The sequence below is a fragment of the Pedobacter antarcticus genome (assembly GCF_900112985.1).
Taxonomy (GTDB): Bacteria; Bacteroidota; Bacteroidia; order Sphingobacteriales; family Sphingobacteriaceae; genus Pedobacter; species Pedobacter antarcticus.
Genome location: NZ_FONS01000003.1, coordinates 111,221 through 138,043 on the forward strand (window position 1 = coordinate 111,221; position 26,823 = coordinate 138,043).

The 26,823-nt window shown below is 41.3% G+C and carries 20 protein-coding genes; 12 read left to right on the forward strand and 8 right to left on the reverse strand.

Annotation, left to right across the window (positions count from 1 at the left end; genetic code table 11):
- Window positions 1–32 precede the first annotated feature (32 nt).
- The 6 genes from BM192_RS08005 to BM192_RS08030 all read right to left on the reverse strand — a co-directional run bounded on the left by BM192_RS08005 (window position 33) and on the right by BM192_RS08030 (window position 9,063).
- Window positions 33–1,325, reverse strand: a complete 1,293-nt coding sequence (locus tag BM192_RS08005; protein ID WP_169741380.1) for a TolC family protein — start codon at window positions 1,323–1,325, stop codon at window positions 33–35.
- Window positions 1,312–4,440, reverse strand: coding sequence for an efflux RND transporter permease subunit (locus BM192_RS08010; RefSeq protein WP_037443639.1), 3,129 nt, complete (start codon window positions 4,438–4,440; stop codon window positions 1,312–1,314). Before BM192_RS08010 ends, BM192_RS08005 begins: the two co-directional genes overlap by 14 nt.
- Window positions 4,441–4,461: 21 nt before the next feature.
- A complete protein-coding gene (locus BM192_RS08015) occupies window positions 4,462–5,568 on the reverse strand; it encodes an efflux RND transporter periplasmic adaptor subunit (protein WP_037443641.1) in 1,107 nt (368 codons plus the stop codon).
- Window positions 5,569–5,758: 190 nt separating this feature from the next.
- On the reverse strand, window positions 5,759–7,153 hold the full coding sequence (locus BM192_RS08020) for a HAMP domain-containing sensor histidine kinase (protein ID WP_037443645.1): 1,395 nt from the start codon (window positions 7,151–7,153) through the stop codon (window positions 5,759–5,761).
- 12 nt (window positions 7,154–7,165) lie between these two features.
- The gene (locus BM192_RS08025) at window positions 7,166–7,846 is read right to left on the reverse strand and encodes a response regulator transcription factor (protein ID WP_037443648.1); all 681 of its coding nucleotides are present in this window, start codon (window positions 7,844–7,846) and stop codon (window positions 7,166–7,168) included.
- 44 nt (window positions 7,847–7,890) lie between these two features.
- Window positions 7,891–9,063, reverse strand: coding sequence for an aminotransferase class V-fold PLP-dependent enzyme (locus BM192_RS08030; protein WP_037443649.1), 1,173 nt, complete (start codon window positions 9,061–9,063; stop codon window positions 7,891–7,893).
- Window positions 9,064–9,209: 146 nt separating this feature from the next.
- Between BM192_RS08030 and BM192_RS08035 the strand changes: the two genes are divergently transcribed.
- The 8 genes from BM192_RS08035 (at window position 9,210) to BM192_RS20920 (ending at window position 18,649) form a co-directional block, all read left to right on the forward strand.
- On the forward strand, window positions 9,210–10,451 hold the full coding sequence (locus tag BM192_RS08035; RefSeq protein ID WP_074963946.1) for a carboxypeptidase-like regulatory domain-containing protein: 1,242 nt from the start codon (window positions 9,210–9,212) through the stop codon (window positions 10,449–10,451).
- A gap of 3 nt (window positions 10,452–10,454) precedes the next feature.
- Complete coding sequence (locus tag BM192_RS08040; protein ID WP_037443653.1) at window positions 10,455–10,826, forward strand: hypothetical protein; 372 nt, start codon at window positions 10,455–10,457, stop codon at window positions 10,824–10,826.
- Window positions 10,827–10,995: 169 nt separating this feature from the next.
- The gene (locus tag BM192_RS08045; RefSeq protein WP_037443655.1) at window positions 10,996–12,054 is read left to right on the forward strand and encodes a fatty acid desaturase; all 1,059 of its coding nucleotides are present in this window, start codon (window positions 10,996–10,998) and stop codon (window positions 12,052–12,054) included.
- 171 nt (window positions 12,055–12,225) lie between these two features.
- On the forward strand, window positions 12,226–12,813 hold the full coding sequence (locus BM192_RS08050; RefSeq protein WP_037443659.1) for a TetR/AcrR family transcriptional regulator: 588 nt from the start codon (window positions 12,226–12,228) through the stop codon (window positions 12,811–12,813).
- Window positions 12,814–12,875: 62 nt separating this feature from the next.
- Window positions 12,876–13,955, forward strand: a complete 1,080-nt coding sequence (locus BM192_RS08055) for an efflux RND transporter periplasmic adaptor subunit (protein ID WP_037443661.1) — start codon at window positions 12,876–12,878, stop codon at window positions 13,953–13,955.
- A 56-nt stretch (window positions 13,956–14,011) separates the two neighbouring features.
- A complete protein-coding gene (locus BM192_RS08060; RefSeq protein WP_037443664.1) occupies window positions 14,012–17,149 on the forward strand; it encodes an efflux RND transporter permease subunit in 3,138 nt (1,045 codons plus the stop codon).
- Window positions 17,150–17,165: 16 nt separating this feature from the next.
- Window positions 17,166–18,458, forward strand: a complete 1,293-nt coding sequence (locus BM192_RS08065; RefSeq protein ID WP_212611582.1) for a TolC family protein — start codon at window positions 17,166–17,168, stop codon at window positions 18,456–18,458.
- Between the two features lie 26 nt (window positions 18,459–18,484).
- On the forward strand, window positions 18,485–18,649 hold the full coding sequence (locus BM192_RS20920; protein ID WP_157282921.1) for a hypothetical protein: 165 nt from the start codon (window positions 18,485–18,487) through the stop codon (window positions 18,647–18,649).
- 63 nt (window positions 18,650–18,712) lie between these two features.
- Here BM192_RS20920 and BM192_RS08070 read toward each other — a convergent pair whose 3' ends face one another.
- Window positions 18,713–19,393: an NUDIX hydrolase gene (locus tag BM192_RS08070; RefSeq protein ID WP_037443666.1), complete on the reverse strand. Its 681-nt coding sequence runs from the start codon at window positions 19,391–19,393 to the stop codon at window positions 18,713–18,715.
- 149 nt (window positions 19,394–19,542) lie between these two features.
- Here BM192_RS08070 and galT point away from each other — a divergent pair, with 149 nt between their 5' ends.
- The 3 genes from galT (at window position 19,543) to BM192_RS08085 (ending at window position 23,333) form a co-directional block, all read left to right on the forward strand.
- On the forward strand, window positions 19,543–19,947 hold the full coding sequence (galT, locus tag BM192_RS08075) for a galactose-1-phosphate uridylyltransferase (protein ID WP_037443836.1): 405 nt from the start codon (window positions 19,543–19,545) through the stop codon (window positions 19,945–19,947).
- A 26-nt stretch (window positions 19,948–19,973) separates the two neighbouring features.
- Window positions 19,974–21,161 (forward strand): galactokinase, encoded by a 1,188-nt coding sequence (locus BM192_RS08080; protein ID WP_051760179.1) that lies wholly within the window; start codon window positions 19,974–19,976, stop codon window positions 21,159–21,161.
- A 183-nt stretch (window positions 21,162–21,344) separates the two neighbouring features.
- Window positions 21,345–23,333 carry a sialate O-acetylesterase gene (locus BM192_RS08085; RefSeq protein WP_037443841.1) on the forward strand — a complete coding sequence of 663 codons (1,989 nt, stop codon included), beginning with the start codon at window positions 21,345–21,347 and terminating at the stop codon, window positions 23,331–23,333.
- Between the two features lie 9 nt (window positions 23,334–23,342).
- Here BM192_RS08085 and BM192_RS08090 read toward each other — a convergent pair whose 3' ends face one another.
- Window positions 23,343–25,829 (reverse strand): mechanosensitive ion channel domain-containing protein, encoded by a 2,487-nt coding sequence (locus BM192_RS08090; RefSeq protein ID WP_234797529.1) that lies wholly within the window; start codon window positions 25,827–25,829, stop codon window positions 23,343–23,345.
- Window positions 25,830–25,905: 76 nt separating this feature from the next.
- Between BM192_RS08090 and BM192_RS08095 the strand changes: the two genes are divergently transcribed.
- Window positions 25,906–26,754 (forward strand): hypothetical protein, encoded by an 849-nt coding sequence (locus BM192_RS08095; protein ID WP_037443668.1) that lies wholly within the window; start codon window positions 25,906–25,908, stop codon window positions 26,752–26,754.
- Window positions 26,755–26,823: the final 69 nt, after the last annotated feature.

Genomic DNA, 26,823 nt, shown 5'->3' on the forward strand with positions numbered 1-26,823 from the left:
TAGTGTTTTCATTCTTATTTGATGCGCAATAATTAGAGATTCAGGTCCCAAATGCCTGCTGCTTTTTCCAGGCCTACCAGTGCGACGGCATTATTCTTTAAAGTTTCCAGATAATTCTGCTGTACTTCATTGAAAGTCCGCTGGGCATTTAATACTTCAAGCAGACTGGTTTCACCCCTTTTATAGCTGTAAATTTTTCCATCTCTCACTTCCCGTGCATCTTCCAGCATTCCTGAAGAGAACTGCTTCACCTGTTTACTTGTCGCCAGGTAATTAAAATAGGCCTGGGTAACTTCGGTCTGTATCTGCAATTCCGTTTCCCGGTATTGCACAACCGTCTGATCGGCCTGATAAGCAGCAGAAATTAATGCGCCCTTATTGCGGTTTGAAAATTTAAGTGGAATAGTCATTCCCAGCGTGAAACTTCCAGACGATGGTGTTGGTGCCACGCTGTTCGCAACTACGGAACTGGCAGTCACACCTGCTGAGATCCCCAGATCGGCAAGCCGATTGGCTTTAGCCAGTTGTAACATTCCCTGGGATAACTCTCTATTTTTTATTGCAGCCTGTAAATCTGCCCGTTGATTTAATGCTGATACAATCAGCTCCTGCAATTTAAATTCACGGTCGAATGCGAGTAAGTCGGCTGCAGGATTCCCAGACTTATCGTCTGCCGTTCCGCTGATTTGATTTAATCCGGCCAAAGCAGTTCTCCAGTCTGCCTCTTGTTGAAATACCTCATTCAGCTGACTGGCTGCCTCTAGCCTGGACTGCCTGGCATCTACAGCTGTAATAGCCCCCAACCGGAATCGTATACTATCTGCGGTGCTGAGCTGTTTCATTTTCTCGTAGGAACTCATTTTGACTTTAAGCAAATCCTGCTGCGTCTGGACTTCCAGGAAAGCTATAGCGGCCTCTGCCTGAAGATTTCTGAAATAGTCGGAAAGCATTAATTCACTCAACTCCGCCTGCCGTTCCGCTATACTAATCCTTGCCTTTCTCTTACCCCCCAGTTCCAGGTTATAACTTAGCCCCGAGTTAAAAGCATAACCCATTTTCATGCGGCGCTCTCCGACATCTTCCAGCCCGAAACTAAGCTCCGGATCTGGGAATACCTTCGCACCTAATACTTCTGCCCGGGCAATTGAAACGTTAAACTTTTCTGCTGCATACCCCAGGTTACCGGTCTTAACCCTTTCCAGAAATGCAGCAAGGGAAATCTCATTTTTTTGCGCTCCGGCATCCAACTGAGCAAAAACAGGCATTCCGGACATCAGGAATATAAAGCAGATCATACCGCTTATCCGGATATTAAATAATTTCATTTCCATTTATTGTTTGATCTAGTTGAATGTTTGTTTTTGATTCTATCTCTTCCTGCTTACGTTCCATGAGGTAATACAAGGCCGGAAGAGCATATAATGTCAGTATAGTGGAAAAGAGCAGTCCGTAAACAATCACAGTCGCCAGCGGACGTTGCACGTCGGATCCGATACCTGTTGCAAAAGAGGCTGGTAACAGGCCAAGTACAGCTACCGTTGCGGTCATCAGAACCGGTCTGAAACGATCTCTTGCTCCGCCTGTAACCGCATCTTTAAGGTTCAGCCCCTGTACACGCAAAGTATTGATATGCGAAATCATCAATACTCCATTCTGGATTGCTACACCGAACAGCGCAATAAACCCAACAGCAGAAGATACGTTTAACGTCATTCCCCTGACATTTAAGGCCAGCAGTCCACCAAAGAGGGCTAAAGGAACTATAGACATAATTAATGCCGCATGGCTGAACTTCCCAAACGCAGCATATAGCAGCAGAAACATCAAGGCGAGTGCCAGTGGAACAATAACCAGCAGCCGGGAATAAGCACGATTCTGATTTTCGAACTGTCCACCCCACTCAATTTTATAATGCTGATGATCGTAATCGACACTTTTTTCAATTTTGTCCTGCGCAGTCTTCAGCAGTGTCTTAAGGTCTGTTCCCCTTTTATTAAGTTTTACAGTAAGATGCCTGCTGTTGGCTTCTCTGGTGATTGTACTCTCCCCGGTATTCAGCTGAATATCTGCCACCTGTGCTAATGGTATTCTAACCCCGTCTTTATTAGTCAGCATCAGGTTGGAAATTTTCTCCGGTGTATCTCTTGTATCTTCTTTGTACCGGCAGATTACCTCATAAACCCGATCTCCTATAAAAACTTCTGATATGGCTTTCCCACCAAGTGCAACAGCTATCAGATCGCTCACATCGGATATATTCAACCCATACCGCGCTATCTTTTCACGGTCCGCGTGGATCTGCAACTGCGGCAGCGGCGGTTCCTGATCAATAGCAATATCAACAGCACCTTTTACTGTTTTTAATGCAGTTTCCACGCCTTCGGCTATTCTGCGGGTTTCCTTGAAATCATCACCATAAACCTTCACCACCAGTTCACTATGTGCACCTGAGATCTTGTCCATTACGCCATCAATCATCGGCTGGGCAAAGCCAACCTTAAACCCAGGCATATCTGCATAGTCTCTGGCAAGTTTCTCAATAAGATCGGCCTTGGTTTTGCCGCGTTTCCATTCATTATAAGGCAATATTCCTATAGAGCATTCAAAATGTGATGCTGTAAATGGATCAGTTCCATCGTCATTCCTGCCAGCCTGTACCATCATATAAGTCACTTCCGCATGCTTCATAGTCCGGTTTCTAAGGGTGTCGCTCATTTCACGGGATTGTGCTATTGTAATGCCGGGCGGCAACTGAACCTGCAGCCAGATTGAGCCCTCATCCAGCGGCGGTAGAAAGTCCTGACCGACAGTTGTACCCAGAATAACAGCGCCTGTCATGACGATCGTTAACGGGATAAAGATCTTTTTCTTTAACAGCAGCATTTTAGTAATCCGGCTGTGATAAGCAGCGCCCAACTTCTCCAGCCAGCGGTTATGATAAATTTTCTGCGGCTTACGATAACAGATATAAGCCAGTCCGGGGATGAGCAGTAGCGCTACCGCAAGTGCACCCAGCAGAGCATACCCAACAGTAAAAGCCATCGGTGTAAACAGTTTCTTCTCGACCCTTTCGAAAGCAAACAATGGCAGATAGGCTGTAATGATAATTATTGTTGCAAAAAATATCGGTTTTGCTACACTTAAAGCTATTTGCGCAACCGGCTTCTCTTGTAGTTCATCCTCCGGATTTTCTTCCCTTCTGCGCAGGATGGTTTCCATCATAACGATAGCGCCGTCTACTATAATCCCAAAATCTATAGCACCCAGTGAGAGCAGATTTGCGGGAATATCCGTCAGTTTCATCAAAATGAAGGCGATCAGCAGTGAAACCGGAATAGTGATAGCTACAAGTAAAGCTCCCCGCCAACTGCCAAGGAAGATAATGAGCACGACAATTACCAGGGCCATACCTTCAAAAAGGGTATGCGAAACTGTTCTTAATGTTGTATCGACCAGCGATGTCCGGTCTAAAAAAGTGTGGATCTTCACATCCGGCGGCAATAAACCACCATTAAGTTGTTCAACAGCCAGATTTACACCCTCCAATACTTCGGACGGATTCTCCCCTTTTAATAGCAGAACGATCCCCTCAATACTTTCATTATAATTTCGTTTACGATCTGTGTAACCAAGTATGCCTTTCCGCTCCAGCTGACCATATTGGATAGAACCCAGCTCATTAAGCAGCACCGGAATACCTTTATCCGATTTTACAACAATGCGCCCGAGATCTTTCAGGCTGCCGACCAGACCAATTCCCCTGATTACGTAAGCCTGTTCCCCACTATTGAGCATGCTGCCGCCTGCATTTGCATTATTCTTTTCAATCGTTTCCTGTACTTCAGCTATGCTTAAATGATATTGCTCCAGTTTTGCGGGGTCTAACTCAACCTGATACTGGGTGGTTATCCCGCCAAAATTTGTGACATCTGCGACACCGGATACCTGTTTGATCCTGGGTATAATCAGCCAGTTCTGCAGATCAGTTAATTCGCGCAGGCTATGACCTTTACCTTCAATAATGTACCGATAGATCTCACCCGTAGGTGAAGTCAGGGGATCCAGACCAGGCATTGCACCGTAAGGCAAGGTTACTTCATTTAACCGCTCCTGTATCCTTGCCCGGGCAAAATAGTCATCTGTACCATCTTTAAATACAATAGTAATGACAGAAAGTCCAAACGTACTTTTACTTCTCATGACATGCAGCCCGGGCATGCCGTTTAATGTTCTTTCCAGGGGAATTGTGATTTGCTGTTCGATTTCTTCAGCTGCAAGTCCGGGTACCTGGGTCACAACTTGTGAAGTTACATCTGCAATATCCGGATAGGCTTCAATAGCCAGCCTTGTCCAGGAATAATAACCGAATATGCCCAGCATTAAAAACAAAGCGAGCATGAGCCAGCGTTTCTGCAGGGCCGTTAGTATAATATTTTTCATCTTCTGCTTATTTTTACGTTTCTATTTCGCTTCCTGAAGGTAAAATCCACCTGCCGTGATAATCGTTTCTCCGGGCTCAAGACCAGTACGTACTACGATCTTCCCCTTAACCTCAGACCCAGTTTCTATAGTTCTTCTGATGAACTTAAAAGGAGTGATCTGTACAAACACAAACTGTCTTTGCCCGTCCTGCAAGACAGCTTTCAGCGGAATGACAGTAACCGGACGGGGACTTTCTTTAAAAGTTGCCGTAGCATACATGCCGGGTTTTAAAGCCCGGTCTGTATTTTCACAGCTCATTAACACGTTAATGCTTTGAGTCTGGTCGTCGACCAGCTCATCGATATGATAAACTTTGCCTGATATTTTCCTTCCCGGATAGGATGCTACCGATATTAATATTTCATCACCTGTATGCACCTGACTGATATCTTTTTCTTTAACTGAAGCCGATACCCATACCCGGCTGAGGTCTGCAATAACAGCACGTGGAGGTTCATCACTTTTCAGGAAATGACCGCTGATTACCTCATTTGAAATGACATCTCCTGTAATGGGCGAATAGATGACCAGTGACTGTCCCAGCACCATTTTTTCCGGATCTACCTGATAGATCTTTAAAGCAGCACTTTGATTCTGATATTCCTTCTGATTGATTTCGAATAAACTTCGTGCTTCTTCCAGGTCTTTAGAAGATCCAACCCCGTTATTCTTTAAATCCGTCTGCCTTTTGAGATTAAGTTCTGCTGCGATAGAAGCAGACCTTGCCGCATAGAAATTTTTCTGTTGATCAATAAAATCCGGGGAAGCTATTTCGAATAATGGGGTGCCAGCCTTTACCTGCATACCCAGTTTTAGAAACACCCGGGTTATTCTTCCGGAAAAGGGCGGCGCGACAGCAGCATATAAATTTGGAATAGCTTTAATAGTCGCTGCTGCTTGCAGGCTGGACTGAAAATTATCCCTTGCAACAGTATCTGTTTGTAATACTTTTCTGATTCCGGAAGCTTCGGGAATATTAATCGTATCACCTAGTAAAGTATAATTTTCTAATTTCTCTTCAGCTCTTTTTTGGGCACAAGAGGCCATGAGCAGTATGAATACACTGCTTATTAAAATTAATTTCATATTGTAATTAGTTGTTCCTTCTCAGGAATAACTAATTGTTATGCCCAAAAAGGAGAGTGAATTTTAGACCAGGTATAACACGGAGGCTTATCCATATATCTTTTTTATTGTGGCACAAAAGTAGCAACGGCCCCTTAGAGGGGCCGTTAGAAAGCTATTAGAATGTAATTAGAAACCCGTTATAATTGGCTTAAAAGTGGAGATTTCCTAACACTGGCAGGTGTGGCAGCTCAATAAGGAAGGTTGTTCCTTCGCCGGTTCTGGAGAAAACGGATATTTCTCCATTATGAATAGTAATAATCTTCTGGGTCAGTGCAAGTCCAATTCCATTGCCGTCTGCGAAGGTCTCATTTGAACCCCGGAAAAAAGGCTGGAAAATATTAGGCAAGTCTGCTTCAGGAATGCCAATTCCGGTATCAGAAAAGCGCAGCACACTTTTATGCAGGTCATAGGATATAGATATGACCGATTCCTGGTTCGCAGAAAATTTACACCCATTTTCAATCAGATTTATAAAAGCTGTCTTTAACAAGTATTCATTTCCTAAAACGGTAATAAGATCATCATCTTCTGCATCGTGATCAAAAATCAAACTGACTTTATAACCGGGTTGTTTGCCCGTAAGTTCCTGCCGCGCATCCAGTAGCAGTTCGTCGAGCCTTAACTCTTTAAAACTAATTTGAGTGGGGTCATAATTGGCATTAGCCAGATCCAGCAAGCTGGTCGAAAGTCGTGTAAGTCTGCGTGCATCATTTAAAGCTTGTACAATGGATTCGCGGTACTGATCTGCAGTTCTTTCTTTATTCAGCGCAATTTCAAGTTCGGCAATTACTGTCGCCAATGGCGTCCTGAGTTCATGAGAAAGATGGGAGACAAACTCTTTTTGTGAGGAAAATGAGTGTTCCAACCGATCCAGCATCTGATTAAAAGTAATAGCTAGTTCAGCGATCTCATCTTTACCATTATTAGGTATGGTTAACCGGAGATCGAGATTACTGGCACTAAGTTCTTCCACATCATCAATCATATCGGCCACCGGTTTAAGTGCCTGTTTAGCGAAAAAATATCCTGCAAAAACGGTTAACGTAATACTCCCCAGAGTAGCCAGGATAAGAATAAATCTTAAATTAGCCATTTTGGCCAGCCCATACTCATCTTTGGCTGCCGCAGTGATTACGTACTGATCTCCTTTATACATATAAAGAAATCCGACGGCCTGCAGTTGCCCCTGTTTGAACTCAATTTCACCATTTGTGACTATAGTGTTAATCATCGCCCTGGTTTCTTTGATCTTATCGATATCTACGGCATCATGATATAACAAATTAAAAAATGTATCATAAATAGCAACCTCTTCCTGAAATAGATTATTGGGCGTATTTTTATAGATCAGCTGCAGCACACCAGGTGCGACCTTCGCATCCAACAACAAGTTGGTTTTGGTAACGGCCAGCTGACGCAGTCGTTTATAATATTCATCTTCCCGGTTAGCAGCGGAAGAATAATAGGTAAAAAATGCGAAGCCAATAAAGATTACCGCAAAAAGAAGTGTAAAAACCATTGTAAGCCTGGAGCGGATCTTCATAACTTAAGGTTTTTAATGCTCTTTAAAAATGAATCCCATACCCAATTTCGTATGAATTAGCTTTGGCTCAAAATCTTTGTCAATTTTCTTACGCAGGTAATTAATGTAAACATCAATAAAATTAGTCCCCGTATCAAAGTTTGTATCCCAGACATTTTCCGAAATCTCCACGCGCGTAATGACACGTTCCCTGTTACGAATCATATATTCCAGTAACCTGAATTCTTTAGGGGTGAGTCCGATCTCCTTATTCTGCCTGGTTACGGTTTTAGTCTTCAGATCCATCTCCAGGTCTGCATAACTGAGGTTTGACGAATCTTCTTTAGGTTCATTTCCAAACCTTTGTAAAAGTGCTTTGATTCGTACATGAAGTTCTCTGAAGTCAAAGGGCTTGACGAGGTAATCATTTGCACCTGCGTTAAACCCGTCAACTTTGTCATCAGTTGTACCTAAAGCGGTGAGCATGATAATTGGAATTTCAGGCCATACTTTCCTGATCTCCTGACAGAGTGTTATCCCGTTAATATGTGGCAAAACCAGATCTGTAATAATCAGGTCGTAAGGGTTTGCCAGCATCATCTTCTTACCCATTAAACCGTCAAAAGCTACTTCTACCTGAAAACCTTGTTCTTCCAGCCCTCTTTTGACCAGTTCGGATACGCGAAGATCATCTTCTACCAGTAATAATTTCATGCTGCGATTCGTTATTGCCTGCAAATATGAATAATAATTTCTGACTAAATTCCCTTCAGGACACTGATAAGTCTGTCGATTTCTGCCTCTGTATTATAATAATGCGGGGATACGCGGGCAACCCAGTCAATCCCTTTTTCCCGGAAATCTATTATTGCTGCGGCCCTTGGTGTAGTAGAGATATTGATTCCATTTCCATATAAATATTTTTTCAGCTCTACTTCATTAGTATTTTCAATGCTAAAGGTAACTATACTGCACTGTCTGGACCCGCGGTCCTGCAGCTGAATACCAGGCAACTTAATCAGTTCTTTTTTCAGGTAACTGATCAGTTCCTGATTTCTTGCTTCAATATTTGCAATACCTACTTCAAGCGCATACCGGATAGCTTCGGTTGCGCCCATCATCAAGGCATAAGCCGTTTCCCAGTCTTCAAATCTTTTGGCATCCGGACGTGCAACATAAGCGTAATCATCGATCCATTCGGCTCCACGCATATCGATAAATAAGGGTTCCAAACCAGACTCAAGGGCTTTATCTGACACATATAATATGCCCGCCCCCCTTGGGCCCCTTAAAAACTTCCTGAAGGTTCCGCTCACAAAATGTGCATGACTTTTTACCGCATCTAATTCAATTTGCCCCATTGACTGACAAGCATCCAATAAAAAGATCGTCTCCTGGTTTTTGATTAGTTCTGCTATCTCGGCCAGCGGCTGTATCAGCCCGGAACTTGTAGGAATATGGCTTACCGAAAGCAGTCTGGGCTGATATTGTTTTAGTTTGGCTTCCAGGTCTTCCAGATCAATTTCCCCTCCAGGGCTATTTTTGACTTGGATAAGTTCAATGTCAAAGCGTTTCTTCAAAGAAATAAATGCAAGGAAATTAGATGGATAGTCATTTTCGGTCAATAATACCACATCCCCTTTCTGAAACGGTATCGCAGACAAAGCACGGTTATAGCTATCAGTGGCACTATTAGTAAAAGCAATATTGCGGCTGTTGCAATGTAGCAGTCGTGCAGCATACTCATAAAAATCATCTATTTTTTCCCTGTTGGCATTTGCAGCTTCGTAACCGCCCATATGTTCTTCAATAGTGATATATCCACGAATCGCATTGGCGACAGATACCGGCATCAACGCTGCTCCCGCATTATTTAAATGAATGATATCTTCGCATCCTGCTGTGTCTTTTCTGATCTGAACGTTATCCATTGTTTATAAGTTAAAGGTTTAGGATCTAATTTTCCCGAATTTATAAATACAATTCGTAATGATTGTTTTGATCCGGTAAATAGGTTAAATAACGTTAAAAAAAATGCTGCTCTTAGCCTGATAACTATATTAGTAAAAAAACAATAATGCGAGTTTCTAAATATCCGATGATCATCTCGTTCTCTTTGTTTTTTCTAAACACCAGTGCTCAGAATTCAGATCTGCTTTCAGGGAAAATTGTAGACGAAGAAAATAAAAGTATGCCTTATGTGAATCTGAAAATCGGTAGCAGCATTGCGTCTATGACAAATGCTGATGGAGATTTCAGTTTAAGGATTCCGGCCGGGACGACAGGTCAGTTAATAATCTCCTATATTGGTTATCAAACACTATATACACCTATACAACAACTCACTAACCCAATTACGATTAAAATGAAAAGTGTGGTTAGTCAGTTGCAGGAAGTGAAAATCTCTGCACTTAATGGCGAAGCGATAATCCGTAAAGCTATGCGTAATATCACACAAAACTATCCGGTTACAGCCTTTGAATCCACCGGATTCTACCGGGAAATTGCCAGAATAGATGATAACTATCTTTCATTTGCGGAAGCGAGCCTGCAGATCCTGAATCCCGGTTACCAGCGCGTGAAAGAAAAAAATCGAATTATCATCAATAAAGAGCGAAACCTTAAAAAAGTTGGTGACCGAATTGTTGAAAACTCATTTCATGCAGCGGTTGAAGGTGTACCGTATATCGTGCTGGCAAATGACCTGCTTAAAAACCCCGGATCTATTTTCGGAGAGCGATATATATCGAGGTATAATTATACAATTGCGGGATATACTGCAGTGGACGGCGAAGAAGCATATATTATCAAATTTGATCAGAAAACAGGGGTCAAAGAGGCATTGTATCAGGGGTCTGTTATTGTTATCAAAAAAAGCTTCGCTGTTGCTTCGATTGAAATCTCCTACAGTGATAAAGGCAGGCGTTTTGCAAAATCTGACATTTCATTCGTGCAAAGACCACTGCTTATGCTCCTTGGTTACCATTTTCAGAAAACTAATGAATTGCTTTCTCTCAGGTACACTATGAACGGAGATAAATGGTATCCTTATTTCTATAAGATCGCTACTACGCATCAGGTCGAAGCTAAAAAACAGAAAATAGCAGGTGAACTTCTGGTGAGTGCAGAATTATTCGTCCGGCCGGAATCAGCCGTTAAATCCAACTTCTCTAAAAAAAATATAATGCCCGAAAATTATTCTTTCCAGCACGGAGTAGAGCGCTATGCAGACCAGTACTGGAAGGATTTTGATTATATTAAACCAGACCATAACTTTAAGGGTCTGATCGACAAACAAGCACCAGGAAAAGATAAATAACAGATGAACCCCGAGATAACCATAGCTTTAAAAACTGAAGCATCCGACAGTCTAACCGGAGAAAAATTCGACTTTAATGTCTTTCTTGAACAACAACAAATAACAACCTTCCTGAATGACATGATATTGGAATATCATAAGAATCACGCGGGCTCACCAAGAGTTTATGAAATAGACGTTATACACCCGCGGACCACTTTCCAGACAGACCGCTTAACCGGCACTTTTACGACCAGTTATCGCATTGAGTTTTATTTCCCCTGCGATGCGATGTCTGAGCACATACAAGCTGAATTATCCTGGACAGTATCCCTGAACAAAATGAAAAACACCTTAAAAATACAAGGCCCCATTATCTGGGACATAGACAATTAGCACCGTCATACCCGGCAAACTGTTCATCTTAAAACTGAATCAATTTAGAATTAATAAAAATAAAGCATGTCAATTAAATCTATATATTTGTTAGTTTTCAGAAGCAGAACCGGAAACAGTATTCTTATTAAAATCAATTTCCCGTTCAAACATTTAACACTAAAAACACATGCCTTTTCTTGATTATGTATTACAAAGACCTGCCTACGGCTGGCAGGATGAGAGTGGAAATCTGATTAAACCAGGGCCAGGCGCAATTTTTAAAGAATTCTTTTCCAGACTGAATATTTTTAAAGACCGTAAAAACTGGTTGCCGTTTTTCAGCTGGTTGAAAGTTTTGTGCCTGATACCATTCTTTTTTATTTTCGTTATTTACTTTTTGAGCTGGTGGACCTTATTAGCTGCTTTTGTATACAGCATGATAGTAATGGGAACACATGGTACAATCTGGCACCATCGTTATTGTACACACGGGGCTTATACATTCAGAAATCCGGTTTGGCGTTTTATTACGCAGAATTTGACTATCAACGTAATTCCTGAAGAAATATATGTGATCTCACACCACGTCCATCATGCAAAATCTGATCAACCGGGTGACCCTTATAATGCTTACGGAGGTTTCCTTTACTGCTTTCTTGCCGATGTAAATCACCAGCCCATTGCTAAAGATCTGAATGAATCAGATTTTAAACGAGTTGTAGCCCTAATGAAACACACGGGTGTAACAGCAAATACTTACCAGCAGTACCTGCGTTGGGGATCTTATGTAAATCCTGTAGCTGCCACAACGTCCTGGTTACTGAACTGGGCATTTTGGTATGGTGTATTCTTTCTGATTGGTGGGCATGCACTCGCCTGCAGTCTATTCGGCGCAGCGGGTTTTTGGGCTGTCGGCGTAAGAACTTTTAATTACGAAGGTCATGCTAAAGGTGAAAGCAAGCAAAAAGCAGGTACTGATTTTTCCGAAAATGACAATTCTATCAATCAGTTATGGCCAGGTATTGTAGCTGGCGAATGGCACAACAATCATCATCTGTTCCCTAAAAGTGCAAGAAGTGGTTTTAAACCACATCAGATAGACCTGGCCTGGTATTATATTAAATTCCTTCATAAAATCGGGGCAGTCAGTTCTTACAAAGATTTCAAGAAGCAGTTTTATCTGCAATACTATACGCCCTATCAGCAATCTAAGGTATCTTTAAAACCTGAGTTGATTTCCAAATAATATTAACCTGTTTCCCGCTATAGTATTTCCATACTATAACGGGAAACAGGTATATAATATCTACACATTTTCTTTTCACAGTTTGCCGTCAATGGCAATGACCTGGCGTATAAATTCAACGCAGATTAAATCTAATTTTCTGTTTTTCGACAAAAACCATACATTTGTCGAGTGGAAAACGAAAAAGAAGATATCAGAAGAGATATTGTTGAAGCGTCTAAAAGCATTTTCAAAAAGGATGGTTACAATAAAGTAACTATGGATGATATCGCCAAAGCCGCATTGAAAGGGAGGAGTTCTCTATATCACTATTTCAAGAATAAACAAGAAATCTTCGAGGCTATGGCGATTGACGAATTTTTAATCATTCATCATCAAGCCAAGTCAAAAATTTCTGCGCAGCTTAGTTTTGAAGAAAACCTCAAGAAATATAGTGAAACGAAAATTGACGGCTTAAAATTATTAACTAAAAAATACACTTCTATTCTCCGGGATTTAAAGGGAAATCATATCTTGTTATATAAACTTCAAAGCCAGATGGCTTCCCTTGAAATTAACGTATTTAAACATTTGTTGAGATCGGGTGTAAGAAATGGGGAAATTAAGAAAATGGATGACAACGACATCGACTATTTGGCTTTGGCTATAGTTACTGCTATAGGAAGTCTGGAGAAAGAACTTATTCTTTTCGAAAAGATAGAAGATGCAACAAACCGTTCTTTCTGGCTGATTAATATTTTAGTGAAAGGTCTGCAATAATATTTTTTTATCTAATCATCGACATAAAGGTCAATTTTGTCAACAATTAAATTTCAATGTGCATGAAAACAAGCCAACGAAAACACAAAGTCAGTTTACTGCTCCTGCTTGCAGTCTTTTTTTATGCTTGTCAAGGCGACAAAAAAGAAAAACCGCTAAATGAGATCCCGGTGAAAGTAAAAGTTATTAACCTGGGTGAGGGATCGGACAGCACAAAAGCTATTGGCTACAGTGGCTCAGTCACAGCTAATAAAACTATTAACCTGAGTTTTCAGGTATCGGGCACCATCACAAAAATACCGGTAGAGGTTGGCCAGTATGTCCGTAAAGGTCAGCTTATTGCTCAGATTGACGAAACGATTTACAGAAATCAATATCAGGGCCAGCAGGCACAAGCCACATTAGCAAAAGAAAATTATGAAAGGATAAATCAGGTATTCCAGAAAGGCAGTATTGCTGAAATCAAAATGCTGGAAGCACGCTCGCAGTATGAGCAGGCCCAGGCGGCTGTAAGGGCCGCCAGAGAAAGTCTTTCTTACACCAGCATTTATGCTCCGGAAAGCGGATACATTGGCGCAAAATTAATGGAGGCTGGTAATACTACAGGTCCAGGCGCACCGGTAGTTCAGCTACTGGATATTTCTACAGTTAAAGTAAACGTACCTGTGCCCGATGTAGAAATTGATCGCATCAAAAAAGGTGACAGGGTTAACATAACTGTACCCTCACTTGGATCAGAAAATTACGCCGGCACAATAGATGAAATCGGTATCAGTTCTGCACAGGGTTCACCCGCCTATTCGGCCAAAGTTGCTTTAAAAAACTCCCAGAACCGGTTGAAGCCTGGAATGGTCGCCAATATCGCCTTTAATAAAAAATCGGAACCTGGAAAAGGAGCAGATAGCTCTGCCAGAATTTTGACCGCCGTCCCGCTGCAATCTTTACAAGTTGACGAGCACGGGCAACACTTTGTTTTTGTGATATCTGCCGATGGAAAAAGAGCCCTTAGAAAAATAGTAGAAACCGGACCTTTGTACGATAATGGAATTGGTATCAAAAGCGGCCTGAAGCCTCAGGAAAAGCTTATTGTCAGCGGCTATCATAAATTGCTGGACAGCATGCTTATTGAAATTGTGAAATAATAATAGATGAACCCAGCTTACCGCCGGGCTTTATGCTCAAAATTTAACAGAACAGAATGAAGCAAAAGAAGAATTTAATAGAATGGGCAATGGATCACAAAGCTGTGCCTCTATCTATTGCCTTTGTATTGGTAGTTTTTGGTTTCTACGCTCTTTTCAATATGCCGAGAAATGAGTTTCCTGAATTTACAGTTCGTCAGGGACTGGTGATAGGCGTTTATCCAGGGGCATCCTCTAAACAGGTAGAAGAACAACTCACGACAAAAGTCGAAGAATATCTCTTCGGCTTTAATGAGGTAGATAAAACTAAAACTTATTCCTACTCAAAAGATGGAATGATGTACATTTTCGTGGAAATTAGCTCCCGGGTTAAAGACAGTGATACTAAATCATTTTGGAATAAACTCAAAAATGGTGTACTGATTCTCCAGGCAACCTCCTTGCCAAAGGAAGTAAAGGGTATTCTGGTGAATAGTGATTTCGGCAGTACTTCTGCTATCCTGCTCTCCGTGGAATCTGCGACCAGACCCTACAAGGATCTTCAGAAGCATGTAGAAGAAATCGAAGACGACCTGAGAAGGATTGAAAACGTGGCCAAAATAAACCATAGCGGAAACCTGTCTGAACAAATAGGCGTTTATGTAGACAACAACAAGCTGGCACATTACGGATTGTCTTCAGGAAGTATCATGCAGGTATTACAGAACACAGGCGCTATCAGCCCGGCCGGCACCCTGGACGGGCAGATTACAGACCGCCCGATTCATCTCTCGACTTTCTTTAATTCCGAAAGCGACCTGGCAAGACAGATTATCAAAAATGATAATCAGGGAAACGTAGTGAGACTGCGTGATGTGGCAACTATTAAAAAAGAATATGACGACCCGGATTCTTACGTAACTACCAATGGTACTAAAAGTATTATTATTTCGCTGGAAATGGCCAGTGGCAAAAACATAGTACATTTTGGACATGATGTCGATGAACGTCTCGATAAAATAATCAGCGCCCTGCCTTCAGATATTAAAGTTACTAAACTGGCCAATCAGCCTGATGTGGTCAACGAATCCATCAGTCATTTTATGAAGGAATTTGGATTCGCTCTCATCGGCGTAATTGTAATCACTATCCTGTTATTACCTTTCCGGATAGCTTCGGTTGCAGCTGCAACTATCCCCATTACCATCGCATCTACATTGGCTATTATGTACCTGGCTGGTATAGAACTAAATACAGTAACCCTCGCAGCACTGGTTATCGTGCTTGGAATTGTAGTGGACGATCCCATTGTCGTAATTGATAATCACGTCGAAAAACTGGATCATGGGCTGAGCGTCTGGGATGCTGCCCGGAATAGTGCTAAAGAGCTCTTCCCTTCTGTTTTTACAGCCACACTGGCGATATCGGCAACCTTTGCTCCGCTGATCTTCTTTATGAATGGTATTGCCGCAGATTTCGTCGGTGATTTTCCGATTACCATTATCATTGCGCTGACAATTTCATTATTGATATCTATGTTGTTGGTTCCTTACTTCAATACCATCTTCATCAAGAAGGGTTTACATGAACTGGAAAACAAAAGTGAATCTAAGGGTCCTTCCATGCTGGACCGTTTACAGAAATTCTTTAATAATCACATCGGAAATGCAATTACCAACTGGAAACTTACTGTTCTTTTTGGCGTACTGGCTGTTGGCGCCGGTATCTTCCTGATGGCCCTGCTTCCGCAGCAACTTTTCCCTAAGGTGGAACGTAATCAGTTCGCAATGGAAATTTACCTGCCACAAGGGTATCGTTTAGAACAGACCGACAGTGTAGTAAGAGCCATGGAGAAAATCATGGCAAAGGACAAAAGGGTAGTCAACTATACCAGCTTTATTGGTTCTGGTTCTCCGAGATTCCATAGTTTGTATGCACCTAATCTGCCAGAAAAAAATTACGCGCAGATTCTGATTAATACGACTACAGAAAAGACTACCGAGGAAATACTTAAAGAGTACCAGCAGAAATACAGTGATTTGTTTCCTTCTGCCTATGTACGGATGAAACAGCTGGTCATGACCGACTCCCAAGCTCCTATCGAAGTCAGGATTTCAGGAAATAATATCGCACAGCTGAAAGAAGTTGGCAACCAGGTTGCCGGAATTGCCCGCAAAACAGATGAAGTTATCTGGACAAGGACCGATTATCAGCAGCCATTGGAGGGAATTCATGTAGAGATTAAACAAGATGAAGCGGCGCGCCTGGGTCTGAGCAAATCAGATATTGCCAATACTATTGCTATGAATATGGAAGGTCTGCAGGCGACCCAGGTCTGGGAAGGTAAATATGGTCTTAACGTTAAAATTAAAGAACAAAACAGCCATAAACTTTCCTATGCAGATCTAAGAGATCTATCGGTAATTTCACGTGTAACCGGCGCCGCTATTCCGCTCAGACAAGTGGCAGACATTACACCTGAATGGAATGAAGGACAGCTGGTTAGAAGGAATGGAGTACGTACCCTCACTGTCAAGGTCGATATTGATAAGGATGCTGTTGCTGCAAATGTACTGGCAAAAATTAGTCCTTCGGTAGATAAGTTACCTCTTCCTGAGGGCCTGTATATTGAGTATGGCGGAGATAAACAAATGACCGACGAAAATATGGGTCCGATGGGATTATCATTACTCCTGAGTATAATCCTGCTTACCTTAATTCTGATCTGGCATTTTAAAAGTATCAAACATGCTTTATTGAGTATCATCACCATGCCACTCAGTATTTTCGGCGCTGCATTAGGATTGCATCTGCTGCAGTATCCTTTTGGTTTTACTTCTTTCATCGGCCTGCTTGCTTTATGCGGCATCGTGGTGAGAAATGGTATTATCCTGATAGACTTTGCTGACGAACTCAGGCAGCAAGAAAAAATATCAGTACGTCAGGCAGCAATTACTGCTGCAGAAAGGAGAATGCGTCCTATTTTCCTAACTTCTTCCGCAGCAGCAGTCGGCGTTATCCCTATGATTGTAAGCCGGTCTTCTTTATGGGGCCCGCTTGGAACTGTAATTTGCTTTGGACTAATGGTTTCCATGCTCCTTACGCTATTTGTACTTCCCGTTCTTTATTGGCTCATGTTCAAAAAGGAAGACGAATATCCAGAAGGAAGCGAACCTACAACAGCACAGCAAAGAATTGACGGAGTAGAATTGTAAAAATTAAATAAATATCATGGAAATACGTTTCATATATATTGGCTTCTTTTTCTTATTATCTGCACATGCAATGGCACAGCAAAACCATAGCATCAGCCTGGACGAAAGTAAAAAAGCCGCATTGGAATATAGCCGGGTTATCCAAAACAGTGAACTCGGAATCCAGTCCGCAGAAGCTGGTAAAAAAGGAGCTGCTGCAAATTACCTCCCTTCTGTAAGCGCTACCGGAATTGGTTTGTATAACTTTAAGGATTTTATAAGTGCTATGCCTCCATTATTAACTGAAGGCGTAAATAATGCCTATTTTGCTGGCGTCACTGCTACCGAGGTTCTATATGCAGGAGGAAAAATACGTACAGCTAATGAGCTGGCTGCAATGCAGATTGAGGTTAATAAAATCCGGGCGAAACAGTCGCGGGATTCTGTGCTGTTACAGACAGAGAACAAATACTGGACCTTGAATAAATTACAGGAGCAGCATAAGACGCTGACTGCCAATGAAACTTATCTGAATGGAATACTGAAACAGCAGGAAGACTTACTGGCATCGGGTTTAATCGCCAGAAATGATCTGTTAAAGGTGAAAGTGCAACGTAGTAAATTACTGCTGGAGAAAAGCAAACTGAATAATGGCCGAAAAGTCGCTATCCTTGATTTCTGCTTCTTTATAGGTATTCCATTTGATTCTTTATTAGTCATGCGGGACGGCCTGGACACAGCCAGAATACCATCAATTGACGCGCAGGCCCCTGATCTGGACCTCAGTGCAAATAACGACTACCAGTTATTGCAAAAATCATTGGAAAGTGAGCAGCTGCAAACAAAAATGACCCGGGCTAACTATCTTCCAAGTGTTTCTCTGGGCTTCAGTGCCGGCCGTGTGGGAAGTATCAGTAATTCTTTGGGGAGTACCTTTATGCCGATAGCTTTTGGTGTAGTAAACGTCCCGATATCTGACTGGTGGGGTACGGGTAAACAAAAACTGAGACAAAGAACGATCTCAGAAAAAATTGCCGGCAACAGGTTCAAAGATGGAGAAGATCAGTTGAAAGTGGGCATACTGAAGTCTTGGTATGATCTGGAAGATGCGCAAAAACAAATTCGTTTTGCTAAAGAAAACTACGTCCAGGCTGCAGAGAACCTTGTTGTCACCAGAGATAATTACTCCAGCGGCCTAAGCAGTATTTCCGACTTACTGGATGCACAGGCACAGTTACAACAGGCCGAGAGTGAGCAGATCACCGCATATGGAGATTTTTTCAATAAAATGGCCAGCTACCGCTCCATTACCGGCAAACTTCTGCATTAAATTTGTGATTAATTATACCTTTAGAAATGGAAGAAAAACCAGCCGGCCTTTTTGCTAATAAACGATTCCGTAATAAACTGATTATTATAATTGTTGGAATATTATTATTCTATCTGGCTATTTTTATCAGCTCAAAAAATGGTTGGATAGACTCGATGATTGAAAAGAAGGTCGAAATCGGGAAAAACTAAAAAAACAACCGTTTAAACAACTTTATTTACCGTTTAAATGGTTGTTTTTCTGATGAAATCGAATTATAAAGAGAGTAAATCATTAAATGATTCGGCGTAAGATTTTTTATTCAGTTTAAAATAATAAGCTCCTTTTTTAGAATTGGATTTATCTTTTTCTTCAAGCCTGATCAATAGTCCTGTGGAAGTTACCTTTCTGCTAAAATTACCGGTATCCATTTTTGTATCATTCACCTGCTCAAACAGCGTCTGTAGCTGAGGAATCGTAAATTTCTTCGGCAGCATCTCAAAAAGTATAGGATGAAGAGATGCTTTGAATTTCAATTTCTTTCTCGCCTCAGCAACCATCCTGTTATGATCAAATATAAGCTTAGGTATTTCGTTTATCGGAAACCATTCTGCATGGTAATTATCGATCAGCTGGGTTTCGTACTTATGAATATCTATCAATGCAAAGTAGCCGACCGACAAAGTTCTTTCGATCGGGTCCCTGTCCGGCTCTCCATAAATATTTAAGAGCTCCAGATAAACGCCTTCCAAACCTGTCAATTTCTTCAGTACACGGTTCGCTGCTTCATCGGGCGTCTCTTCAGCACCTACGAACCCACCCATCAGACTCCACTTGTTAATTTCGGGTTCCAGACCTCTTTTTACCAATAAGATCTTAAGCTGCCCGTCGTCAAATCCAAAAACAATACAATCTACTGCTACTAAATAATGGGGCTGGTTAACGTATTCTTTCATATAGTCACAAATGGTAGGGAATACAAATATCGGCAAAATAATAATTTATTAATTGTCACTATTACAATTAATAAATTATTGCTAATTTTCCTGCCTTCAAAAGGGAAACATTTTGACCCCGATTTCTAACCATTTAATAACCCATAGTCATGAACCAAAATTTTGATCTTAACTCAAACCCGCATACCCGTCTGAATATTCTTACCGGGGAGCATATCCTGGTGTCTCCTCACCGAACCAAAAGACCATGGCAAGGTAAAATAGAAGATATAAGCCCCGATAACCGCCCGGAGTATGACCCCAAGTGTTATCTGTGCCCGGGAAATGTCAGGGCTGACGGAGAAATAAACCCCGATTACAAAGCGAGTTTTGTTTTCAAAAATGATTTTGCTGCATTGATTGAAGATACAGAGATTGACAATCTTAATGAAGATGACCTGCTGGTCGCAAAAGGTGAAAGGGGATTATGTAAAGTTATAAGCTTTAGTCCTAAACATGATCTTACCCTGCCGGAATTGACACGAGATGAAATTATTTCGGTTGTGGAAGTCTGAACATTTTAAAATAAAGAAAGCATAACATGACATTATCCAACGCCATCCAGACAACAATAAAAGTAGATGTTGAGGACCTGAAAAAATCATTCCAGGCACTATATCACGCTACTCCTCTTCTGGTTAAATCGCCGGGACGAATAAATATTATCGGAGAACATACCGATTATAACAACGGATTTGTCATGCCTGCCGCAATTGATAAGGCCATTTACATTGGTGTGTCCAAAAGAGAAGACGAAGAAGTTCATCTCTTTGCAAAAGATTACGGACAATCACATCAAGTAAATTTACACGAACTGAAAGTTACAGAAAAAGGCTGGCCAAACTATATTCTTGGAGTGACGGATCAGCTCCTGAAAAGAGGTTACCAAATCAGTGGATTCAACTTGTACATAGATGGTGACGTTCCTTTGGGCGCGGGACTGTCCTCTTCTGCAGCGGTCGAATGTGCCACAGCGTATGCACTCGACCAACTTTTTTCTTTATCCATCAGCAAACTGGACACAGCACTGATTGCACAAAAAGCAGAACATGTTTTTGCCGGCGTAAGTTGTGGAATTATGGATCAGTTTGCTTCAGTTTTCGGAAAAAAAGATCATGCTATATTACTGGACTGCAGGTCGCTGGAGTATCATTATGTTCCATTGAAATTAGACGGATACAAGCTCGTCTTACTGAACACGAATGTAAAGCACTCATTGGCCGACAGCGCTTATAATGAAAGAAGGGCACAGTGCGAGCAGGGTGTGGCATGGATTAAGGAGCAGCATCCGCAAGTAAATAGTTTAAGAGATGCCGATCTGGAAATGCTGGATCAATGTATAAGAGAAAAGGACGCAGATGTATATGAGAAGTGCAAATTTGTTGTCAGTGAAAATATTCGTTTGATTCAGGCAGCTGAATATCTTAAAGACGGAAACCTGGCCGCATTGGGAAAATTGATGTTTGAGACGCATGATGGCTTAAGCAATAAGTATAAAGTGAGCTGTAAGGAACTGGATTTTCTGGTAGAAAAAGTAAAACAGACGGATACGGTACTTGGTGCCAGAATGATGGGCGGAGGTTTTGGAGGCTGCACAATTAACATTGTAAAAAATGAAGCTGTGGATGATCTGATTACCAGTATAACAGCGAGTTATTCAAAGGAATTTGAGCTAAACCTGGATGCTTATATCGTTACTACAGCATCGGGAACTAGTCAGGTTGTCTGATAGAAAACCAAAATAAACCTGTAAACAAATGAAAATACCGTTATGCCGCAGTTCCTCCATCAGCGGTATAACGGTATCGGATCCGGGGTACTCAAATATGGCGTCAATGTTGTATCTTAAGGAACGAAAATCGTCAGATGTGATTTTTAACTACCTGGTTAATCCATTTTTTTTATTATTCCAATGAAATCAAATTACCATAAGTACATCAGAATTGCAGCAATTACCGCTATCGTCTTTACTGCCGGCAATGTAAATGCAAAAGTCACATTACCGTCGGTTTTCAGTGATAATATGGTTATTCAGCAAAAGACAAATGCAGCCTTCTGGGGTCAAGCAAGTCCGGGAAAAACTGTTAATATTCATGTCGCCTGGAACCCGAAAAACTTTACTGTAAAAGCGGATGAAAATGGAAATTGGAAAATAAAGATACCTACTCCGAAATATGGCGGACCTTATAATATTACAATATCGGATGGCACTGCAGTTAAGCTGTCCAATATTATGTTAGGTGATGTTTGGGTGTGTTCCGGTCAATCCAATATGGAAATGCCGCTTGCCGGTTGGGGAAAAATCGCAAATTATAAAGAAGAAATCAGTAAAGCTGATTTTAAAAACATCCGCCTGCTGCAGGCTGATCATATTGCAAGCAACACCCCTTTAACCGACGCTAAAGTAGCAAATGGAGGCTGGACAGTATGTACTCCTGAAAATATCGGGGAGTTCTCTTCAGTAGCCTATTTTTTTGCAAGAGAAGTTTATCAGAAGACAGGTATCCCGATCGGACTGATCCATACATCCTGGGGTGGAACAATTGCCGAAGCATGGATGAGTTCTTCGACGCTTAAAACACGTCCGGATTTTGCAGCCGCCGTAGAAAAGATAGCTAAAACAGGAAGTCAGGCCGAATTCGAGCAGGAGTTAAACAGCTGGAACAAAATCGTTATAGAAAATGACAATGGTTATCAGCAGGGAAAACTGCGATGGGTTAATGCTGATACAGATGATTCGGACTGGAAAAGCATGAACCTGCCGGTTTTATGGGATCAATCTATACTGCCTGATCTTGACGGTATAGTCTACTTCCGTAAAAAAATTACTATTCCGGAATCCTGGAAGGGTAAAACCATCACTTTGAATCTAGGAACGATAGATGACAATGATGTCACCTTTTTTAACGGGACGAAAATAGGTGAAACCAAAGGATATGACCAGAAAAGGGTATATACAATTCCCGCAGATCTGGTGAAACCTGGTGAAAACACTATTGCTGTCCGGGTTTTTGACAGTGCAGGCGGCGGCGGTATTTATGGTGACCGCAATATCATCTCTGTTGTATCTGCAAACGGAGAAAAGATATCCCTGGACGGCGACTGGTTATATAATATAGGCCTGGACTTAAAAAAAATTCTGCCTATGCCCTCACCTATCGACGGTCCAAACCGACCTACAGTACTGTTTAATGCGATGATAAATCCATTTTTGAATTTCACCATTAAGGGAGCGCTCTGGTATCAGGGAGAAAGTAATGCGGACCGTGCGAACCAATATCGCACACTCTTTCCGCAGTTAATACAGGACTGGAGAAAAGCCTGGGATATCGGTGATTTCCCATTTTACTTTGTCCAGCTTGCCGGCTACATGCAACATGAAGATTTGCCTAAAGCATCGGCATGGGCTGAACTGCGGGATGCTCAGCTAGGTGCGTTAAAAATTAGTAACACTGGTATGGCAGTCGCGATTGACATCGGCGATGCAGCTGATATACACCCTAAAAACAAACAGGAAGTTGGCCGCAGACTTGCCTTAATTGCATTAGCTAAAACTTATGGCAGGCAGATCGCATACGCTGGTCCTGTTTTCAAATCTTATAAGATTGAGGAAGATAAAGTTACCCTGGATTTTGATCATATTGAAGGCGGTTTAAAAGCAAATGATGGTAAACCATTAAATGGCTTCGCAGTGGCAGGCGCCGATAAGGTGTTCCACTGGGCACAGGCAACCATTACCGGCAATCAGATTGTTGTGAGCAGTACTGAAGTACCTAAACCGCTCGCAGTTCGGTATGGCTGGGCAAATAATCCTGAGTGCAACTTGTATAATCAGGCAAACTTGCCTGCATCACCTTTTAAAACTGATACCTGGGAAGACAGCACGAAAAATATCCATTAAGAATAAAAACTACGAATCCGGGAGATTATCGCCCTGACTACGTTTATGGTGGAGATAAATCTCCTGCTTTGGAACCGATATTTCAATACTGTTCATTTTAAAAGCTGCGATAATTTTGATGATCATGTCGCTTTTTGTGGCAGAATTATCGCCGATATGCTTAGTCCAGAAAAAGATCTTCATATCAATTGAACTGTTATTAAATTGTTCATATTGCACCACTGATCCTGGATTTTTGGTGATGCGGGGCTCATTATCCAGAATCTCAGTTAATATCTTCCGGCATTTTTCTAAGTCTGAATCATATGCAATTCCTATAAGGATAGATACCCTTTTACGATTTCCACCCAGTGACCAATTAACCAGATGTGCATTAAGCAAATCGCCATTGGGCATAATAACATCAGCACCATCCCAGGTAGAAATTACACTGCTTCGAAATCCAATAGATTTCATTTGCCCTCCCTGACCATCAACATCGACAATATCTCCTACGTTAACTGGTTTTTCAAATGCAATAATAAGCCCGCTGACTAAATTATTAACCAGCGTTTGTAATCCAAATCCGATACCGACTCCCAGAGCCCCCAGCACGATAGTAATTCTATCCACAGGGATACCTGAGGCCGCTACCGCTAAAAAAAGACCAGTACTCAGAATAGAAATACGAACTAGTAACAGCCAGCTGCCAATGCCAGGTTTTTCATACTTACCATCTTTACCTGTCCTGATATGTTTATCTGTGGCAAAAAAAGAAACTACTCTGGATATGATAACGGCGGTACCCATTATCACAATAAACAAAAGCATATTGTTAATGGTAAATGTATAGCTGCCAAGAGTTCTTTCGTCGGTAAAGAAGAGCAGAAGAGGTTTAGACAAATAGTCAAACACGGGGAAATTACGTCCAAATAATACTATCCAACCTACAATAAGCAAGATATAGAATGGTGCTGGTGCCTTCTTCCCTACTTTTTCAAAATTGAGATAAAAGAGCTTCCGGTCAGTACCTGAATACACATTAAAAGCCAAAAATAATCCCTCATTAATCAGACGAACCGTCCATAGGAAAAGAATAGCAATCACAACATTCAGAAAACCACTTATAACAAGCATCTTACCAAAATTATACCGGCCAAATATATTTGCTATTGTAGAAGCTAATTCAAGAAATACCATGAACACGATTGACCAGATAATCCATTTTTCCCTCAATTCGTCCCGATGCCCCTTCAGTAAGATCAATACACCGCCGATTACACCTGAAATTGAAAGCACAAGCATTAGCCATCTTTCCATTCTGGATGCCTGTAAGACCAGATTACCCAGACAAGCCAATACAAAAAAGGTTACCATAAGTAACCACACACGCATCCAGTATTGACTTACATAGCCCGCAAAAATAACGCTCAAACAAACTACAGATACCGACCAGAGAATTACGTTTAAAATAAAGGGTGGCGATAGAAAAACGAATTGAAATAAGCTGAAGACCAGCAATATTGCAGATAATAATGGATACCGGATCACCAACTGTCCTTCAAAATCACTTTTCAGAAGTTTACCCTCCACATAAATGCTCTTAAGTGAGCGCAAATAGACAAATGAGGTTATCGTCAGTAAAACAAGTACCACGAGTCTGCCAGCATTATTTTCTGCATAAAAACTGAGGGTTAGTAATCCTTTAGTAATAGAGAAATCCAGTATCTCCCCAAAAGGGCGGTAGAAAATTTCCGGGTCCCATATATTAGTAAATTCTCTCTTGAAAGTATTTTCAGCCATATCTTTCTGATACAGCTCAATTTCTTCCAGACTACTTTGTAACTTAAAAGCAGCCAGGTTAACTTTATTGAGTAGAGTCTGAATATTATTTCCAGCCTGCCTCAGGGCGCTATCGACCGGACTAGTTTCATAAGCAATAACCTGTATTTTTTGCAGGTATTTCATTAAAGTAGTGGAATCGGTGGGAAACTTAAATAATGCCGGAACACTTAACAATGAATCAAGCTGATAGCGGAAATTATTTATTTCCTGCTGTCTGAGCTCCAAACCGGCCTTCCTAGTATTTGCTTTTGCCAACAATTGAGATAGTATTTTCGATGTCGCAGTTAGATTTCGAAAAGTCTGCGCTGTACCTTTGTTCGTAAAAACACCATCGCCGGCAACAATTAAATACTTATCAATCTCATTAAGAACGGTTTTAGTTCCGGTTGTATCGAGCTTACTTTTAAGGTAAATATTAGCCTTCTGCATGGTGCGGCTTAATTCGTCGAAAGTTTTGATCTGCAAAACAGACGCTTTATCGGCCTCAAAATCATCGGAACTTTTCTTGGAAGACTGTTTGGCAAAGGCCTGCATCTTTTCAACAAAATTCATCCGCAGGCTATCTTTCGCCTCCACTTTTTTTAATCCATCATTATTCTGTGCATAACCCGGAATACAGTACAGGAAGTATATAAAAAATAACAAAGGGGAATTCATTTTTATCATGCTCATATCAGCGGCATTTATCGGGTTTTAGTGAGGTAAATTTATAACAAATGGTTATATTAGATTACCTAATAAATCTACTATGAAAACAATATACTTGTTCATTTTCACAACATTATTATCCTTCAGCGTTTTCGCACAAAATCGACTGGCATCTAATCAGGATGTTATTCAAAAAACCAGCGGTGAAGAATTAAAAGGAAAGGTTACCAAAATAACCGATTCCGATGTTACCTTTATTTATTCCGGCGAAACGCTTGAGTATACTATCAAGAAATCCGACATCTTAAAGATAACGCATTCAAGCGGAAGAATTGAAGTGTTCGGCCAGGCAAATCCACCTGCAGAGAGCCGCAAATCAGACCAGGTAGCCATGTCTGCAACCCCGGCAGATCACCATAATAAAATTGCCATTTTGCCATTCACCTATTTAATAGATAATCAGCCAGGTGCAGATCAGGTCGGTTACAAAGCGCAGGAAGATACTTTTGCTTTTTTGGCAAAACATTCTGCGGGTTATACTATATTGGATCCAAGGACCACCAATGCGAAGTTAACTCAGGCAGGAGTAACTAAAGACAAATTAATGGGTTTTACCATGAAAGAGATCTGTGATATCCTCGGCGTAGAATATATAATTGATGGTGCAGTCTTACAAACAAAAGGTGCCCAGACGAGTTATTCGAGCGGTAGTTCTGACGCCAAAGTAAAAAGAGATGGTGATAGTAAAGTGAAGGGAGTATCAGGTTCAAATTCCAGTTACTCGAGTGCAGAACAGCGATACGAAGTAAGTGTAAGTCTGCATATCTATATGGATAATAATGCCAGTATTTACAATCAAAGTCACAAAGCTTTCTTTACAAACACAGATGGTTCTTACAGCAGTCCGCTTGAATACTTAATCAAAAGGTCTCCATTATACCGGAAGTAACAGGTTTATTGTCAAGCGAAAAGCCGTTTCTTCTCAATCGTTTTGATACCTATGGAATTGTATCTTGTC

Coding starts and splice junctions, on each gene's coding strand:
- BM192_RS08005 (WP_169741380.1), bottom strand. CDS start 1,325: ATGAAATTATTTAATATCCGGATAAGCGGTATGATCTGCTTTATATTC.
- BM192_RS08010 (WP_037443639.1), bottom strand. CDS start 4,440: ATGAAAAATATTATACTAACGGCCCTGCAGAAACGCTGGCTCATGCTC.
- BM192_RS08015 (WP_037443641.1), bottom strand. CDS start 5,568: ATGAAATTAATTTTAATAAGCAGTGTATTCATACTGCTCATGGCCTCT.
- BM192_RS08020 (WP_037443645.1), bottom strand. CDS start 7,153: ATGAAGATCCGCTCCAGGCTTACAATGGTTTTTACACTTCTTTTTGCG.
- BM192_RS08025 (WP_037443648.1), bottom strand. CDS start 7,846: ATGAAATTATTACTGGTAGAAGATGATCTTCGCGTATCCGAACTGGTC.
- BM192_RS08030 (WP_037443649.1), bottom strand. CDS start 9,063: ATGGATAACGTTCAGATCAGAAAAGACACAGCAGGATGCGAAGATATC.
- BM192_RS08035 (WP_074963946.1), top strand. CDS start 9,210: ATGCGAGTTTCTAAATATCCGATGATCATCTCGTTCTCTTTGTTTTTT.
- BM192_RS08040 (WP_037443653.1), top strand. CDS start 10,455: ATGAACCCCGAGATAACCATAGCTTTAAAAACTGAAGCATCCGACAGT.
- BM192_RS08045 (WP_037443655.1), top strand. CDS start 10,996: ATGCCTTTTCTTGATTATGTATTACAAAGACCTGCCTACGGCTGGCAG.
- BM192_RS08055 (WP_037443661.1), top strand. CDS start 12,876: ATGAAAACAAGCCAACGAAAACACAAAGTCAGTTTACTGCTCCTGCTT.
- BM192_RS08060 (WP_037443664.1), top strand. CDS start 14,012: ATGAAGCAAAAGAAGAATTTAATAGAATGGGCAATGGATCACAAAGCT.
- BM192_RS08065 (WP_212611582.1), top strand. CDS start 17,166: ATGGAAATACGTTTCATATATATTGGCTTCTTTTTCTTATTATCTGCA.
- BM192_RS20920 (WP_157282921.1), top strand. CDS start 18,485: ATGGAAGAAAAACCAGCCGGCCTTTTTGCTAATAAACGATTCCGTAAT.
- BM192_RS08070 (WP_037443666.1), bottom strand. CDS start 19,393: ATGAAAGAATACGTTAACCAGCCCCATTATTTAGTAGCAGTAGATTGT.
- galT (WP_037443836.1), top strand. CDS start 19,543: ATGAACCAAAATTTTGATCTTAACTCAAACCCGCATACCCGTCTGAAT.
- BM192_RS08080 (WP_051760179.1), top strand. CDS start 19,974: ATGACATTATCCAACGCCATCCAGACAACAATAAAAGTAGATGTTGAG.
- BM192_RS08085 (WP_037443841.1), top strand. CDS start 21,345: ATGAAATCAAATTACCATAAGTACATCAGAATTGCAGCAATTACCGCT.
- BM192_RS08090 (WP_234797529.1), bottom strand. CDS start 25,829: ATGAGCATGATAAAAATGAATTCCCCTTTGTTATTTTTTATATACTTC.
- BM192_RS08095 (WP_037443668.1), top strand. CDS start 25,906: ATGAAAACAATATACTTGTTCATTTTCACAACATTATTATCCTTCAGC.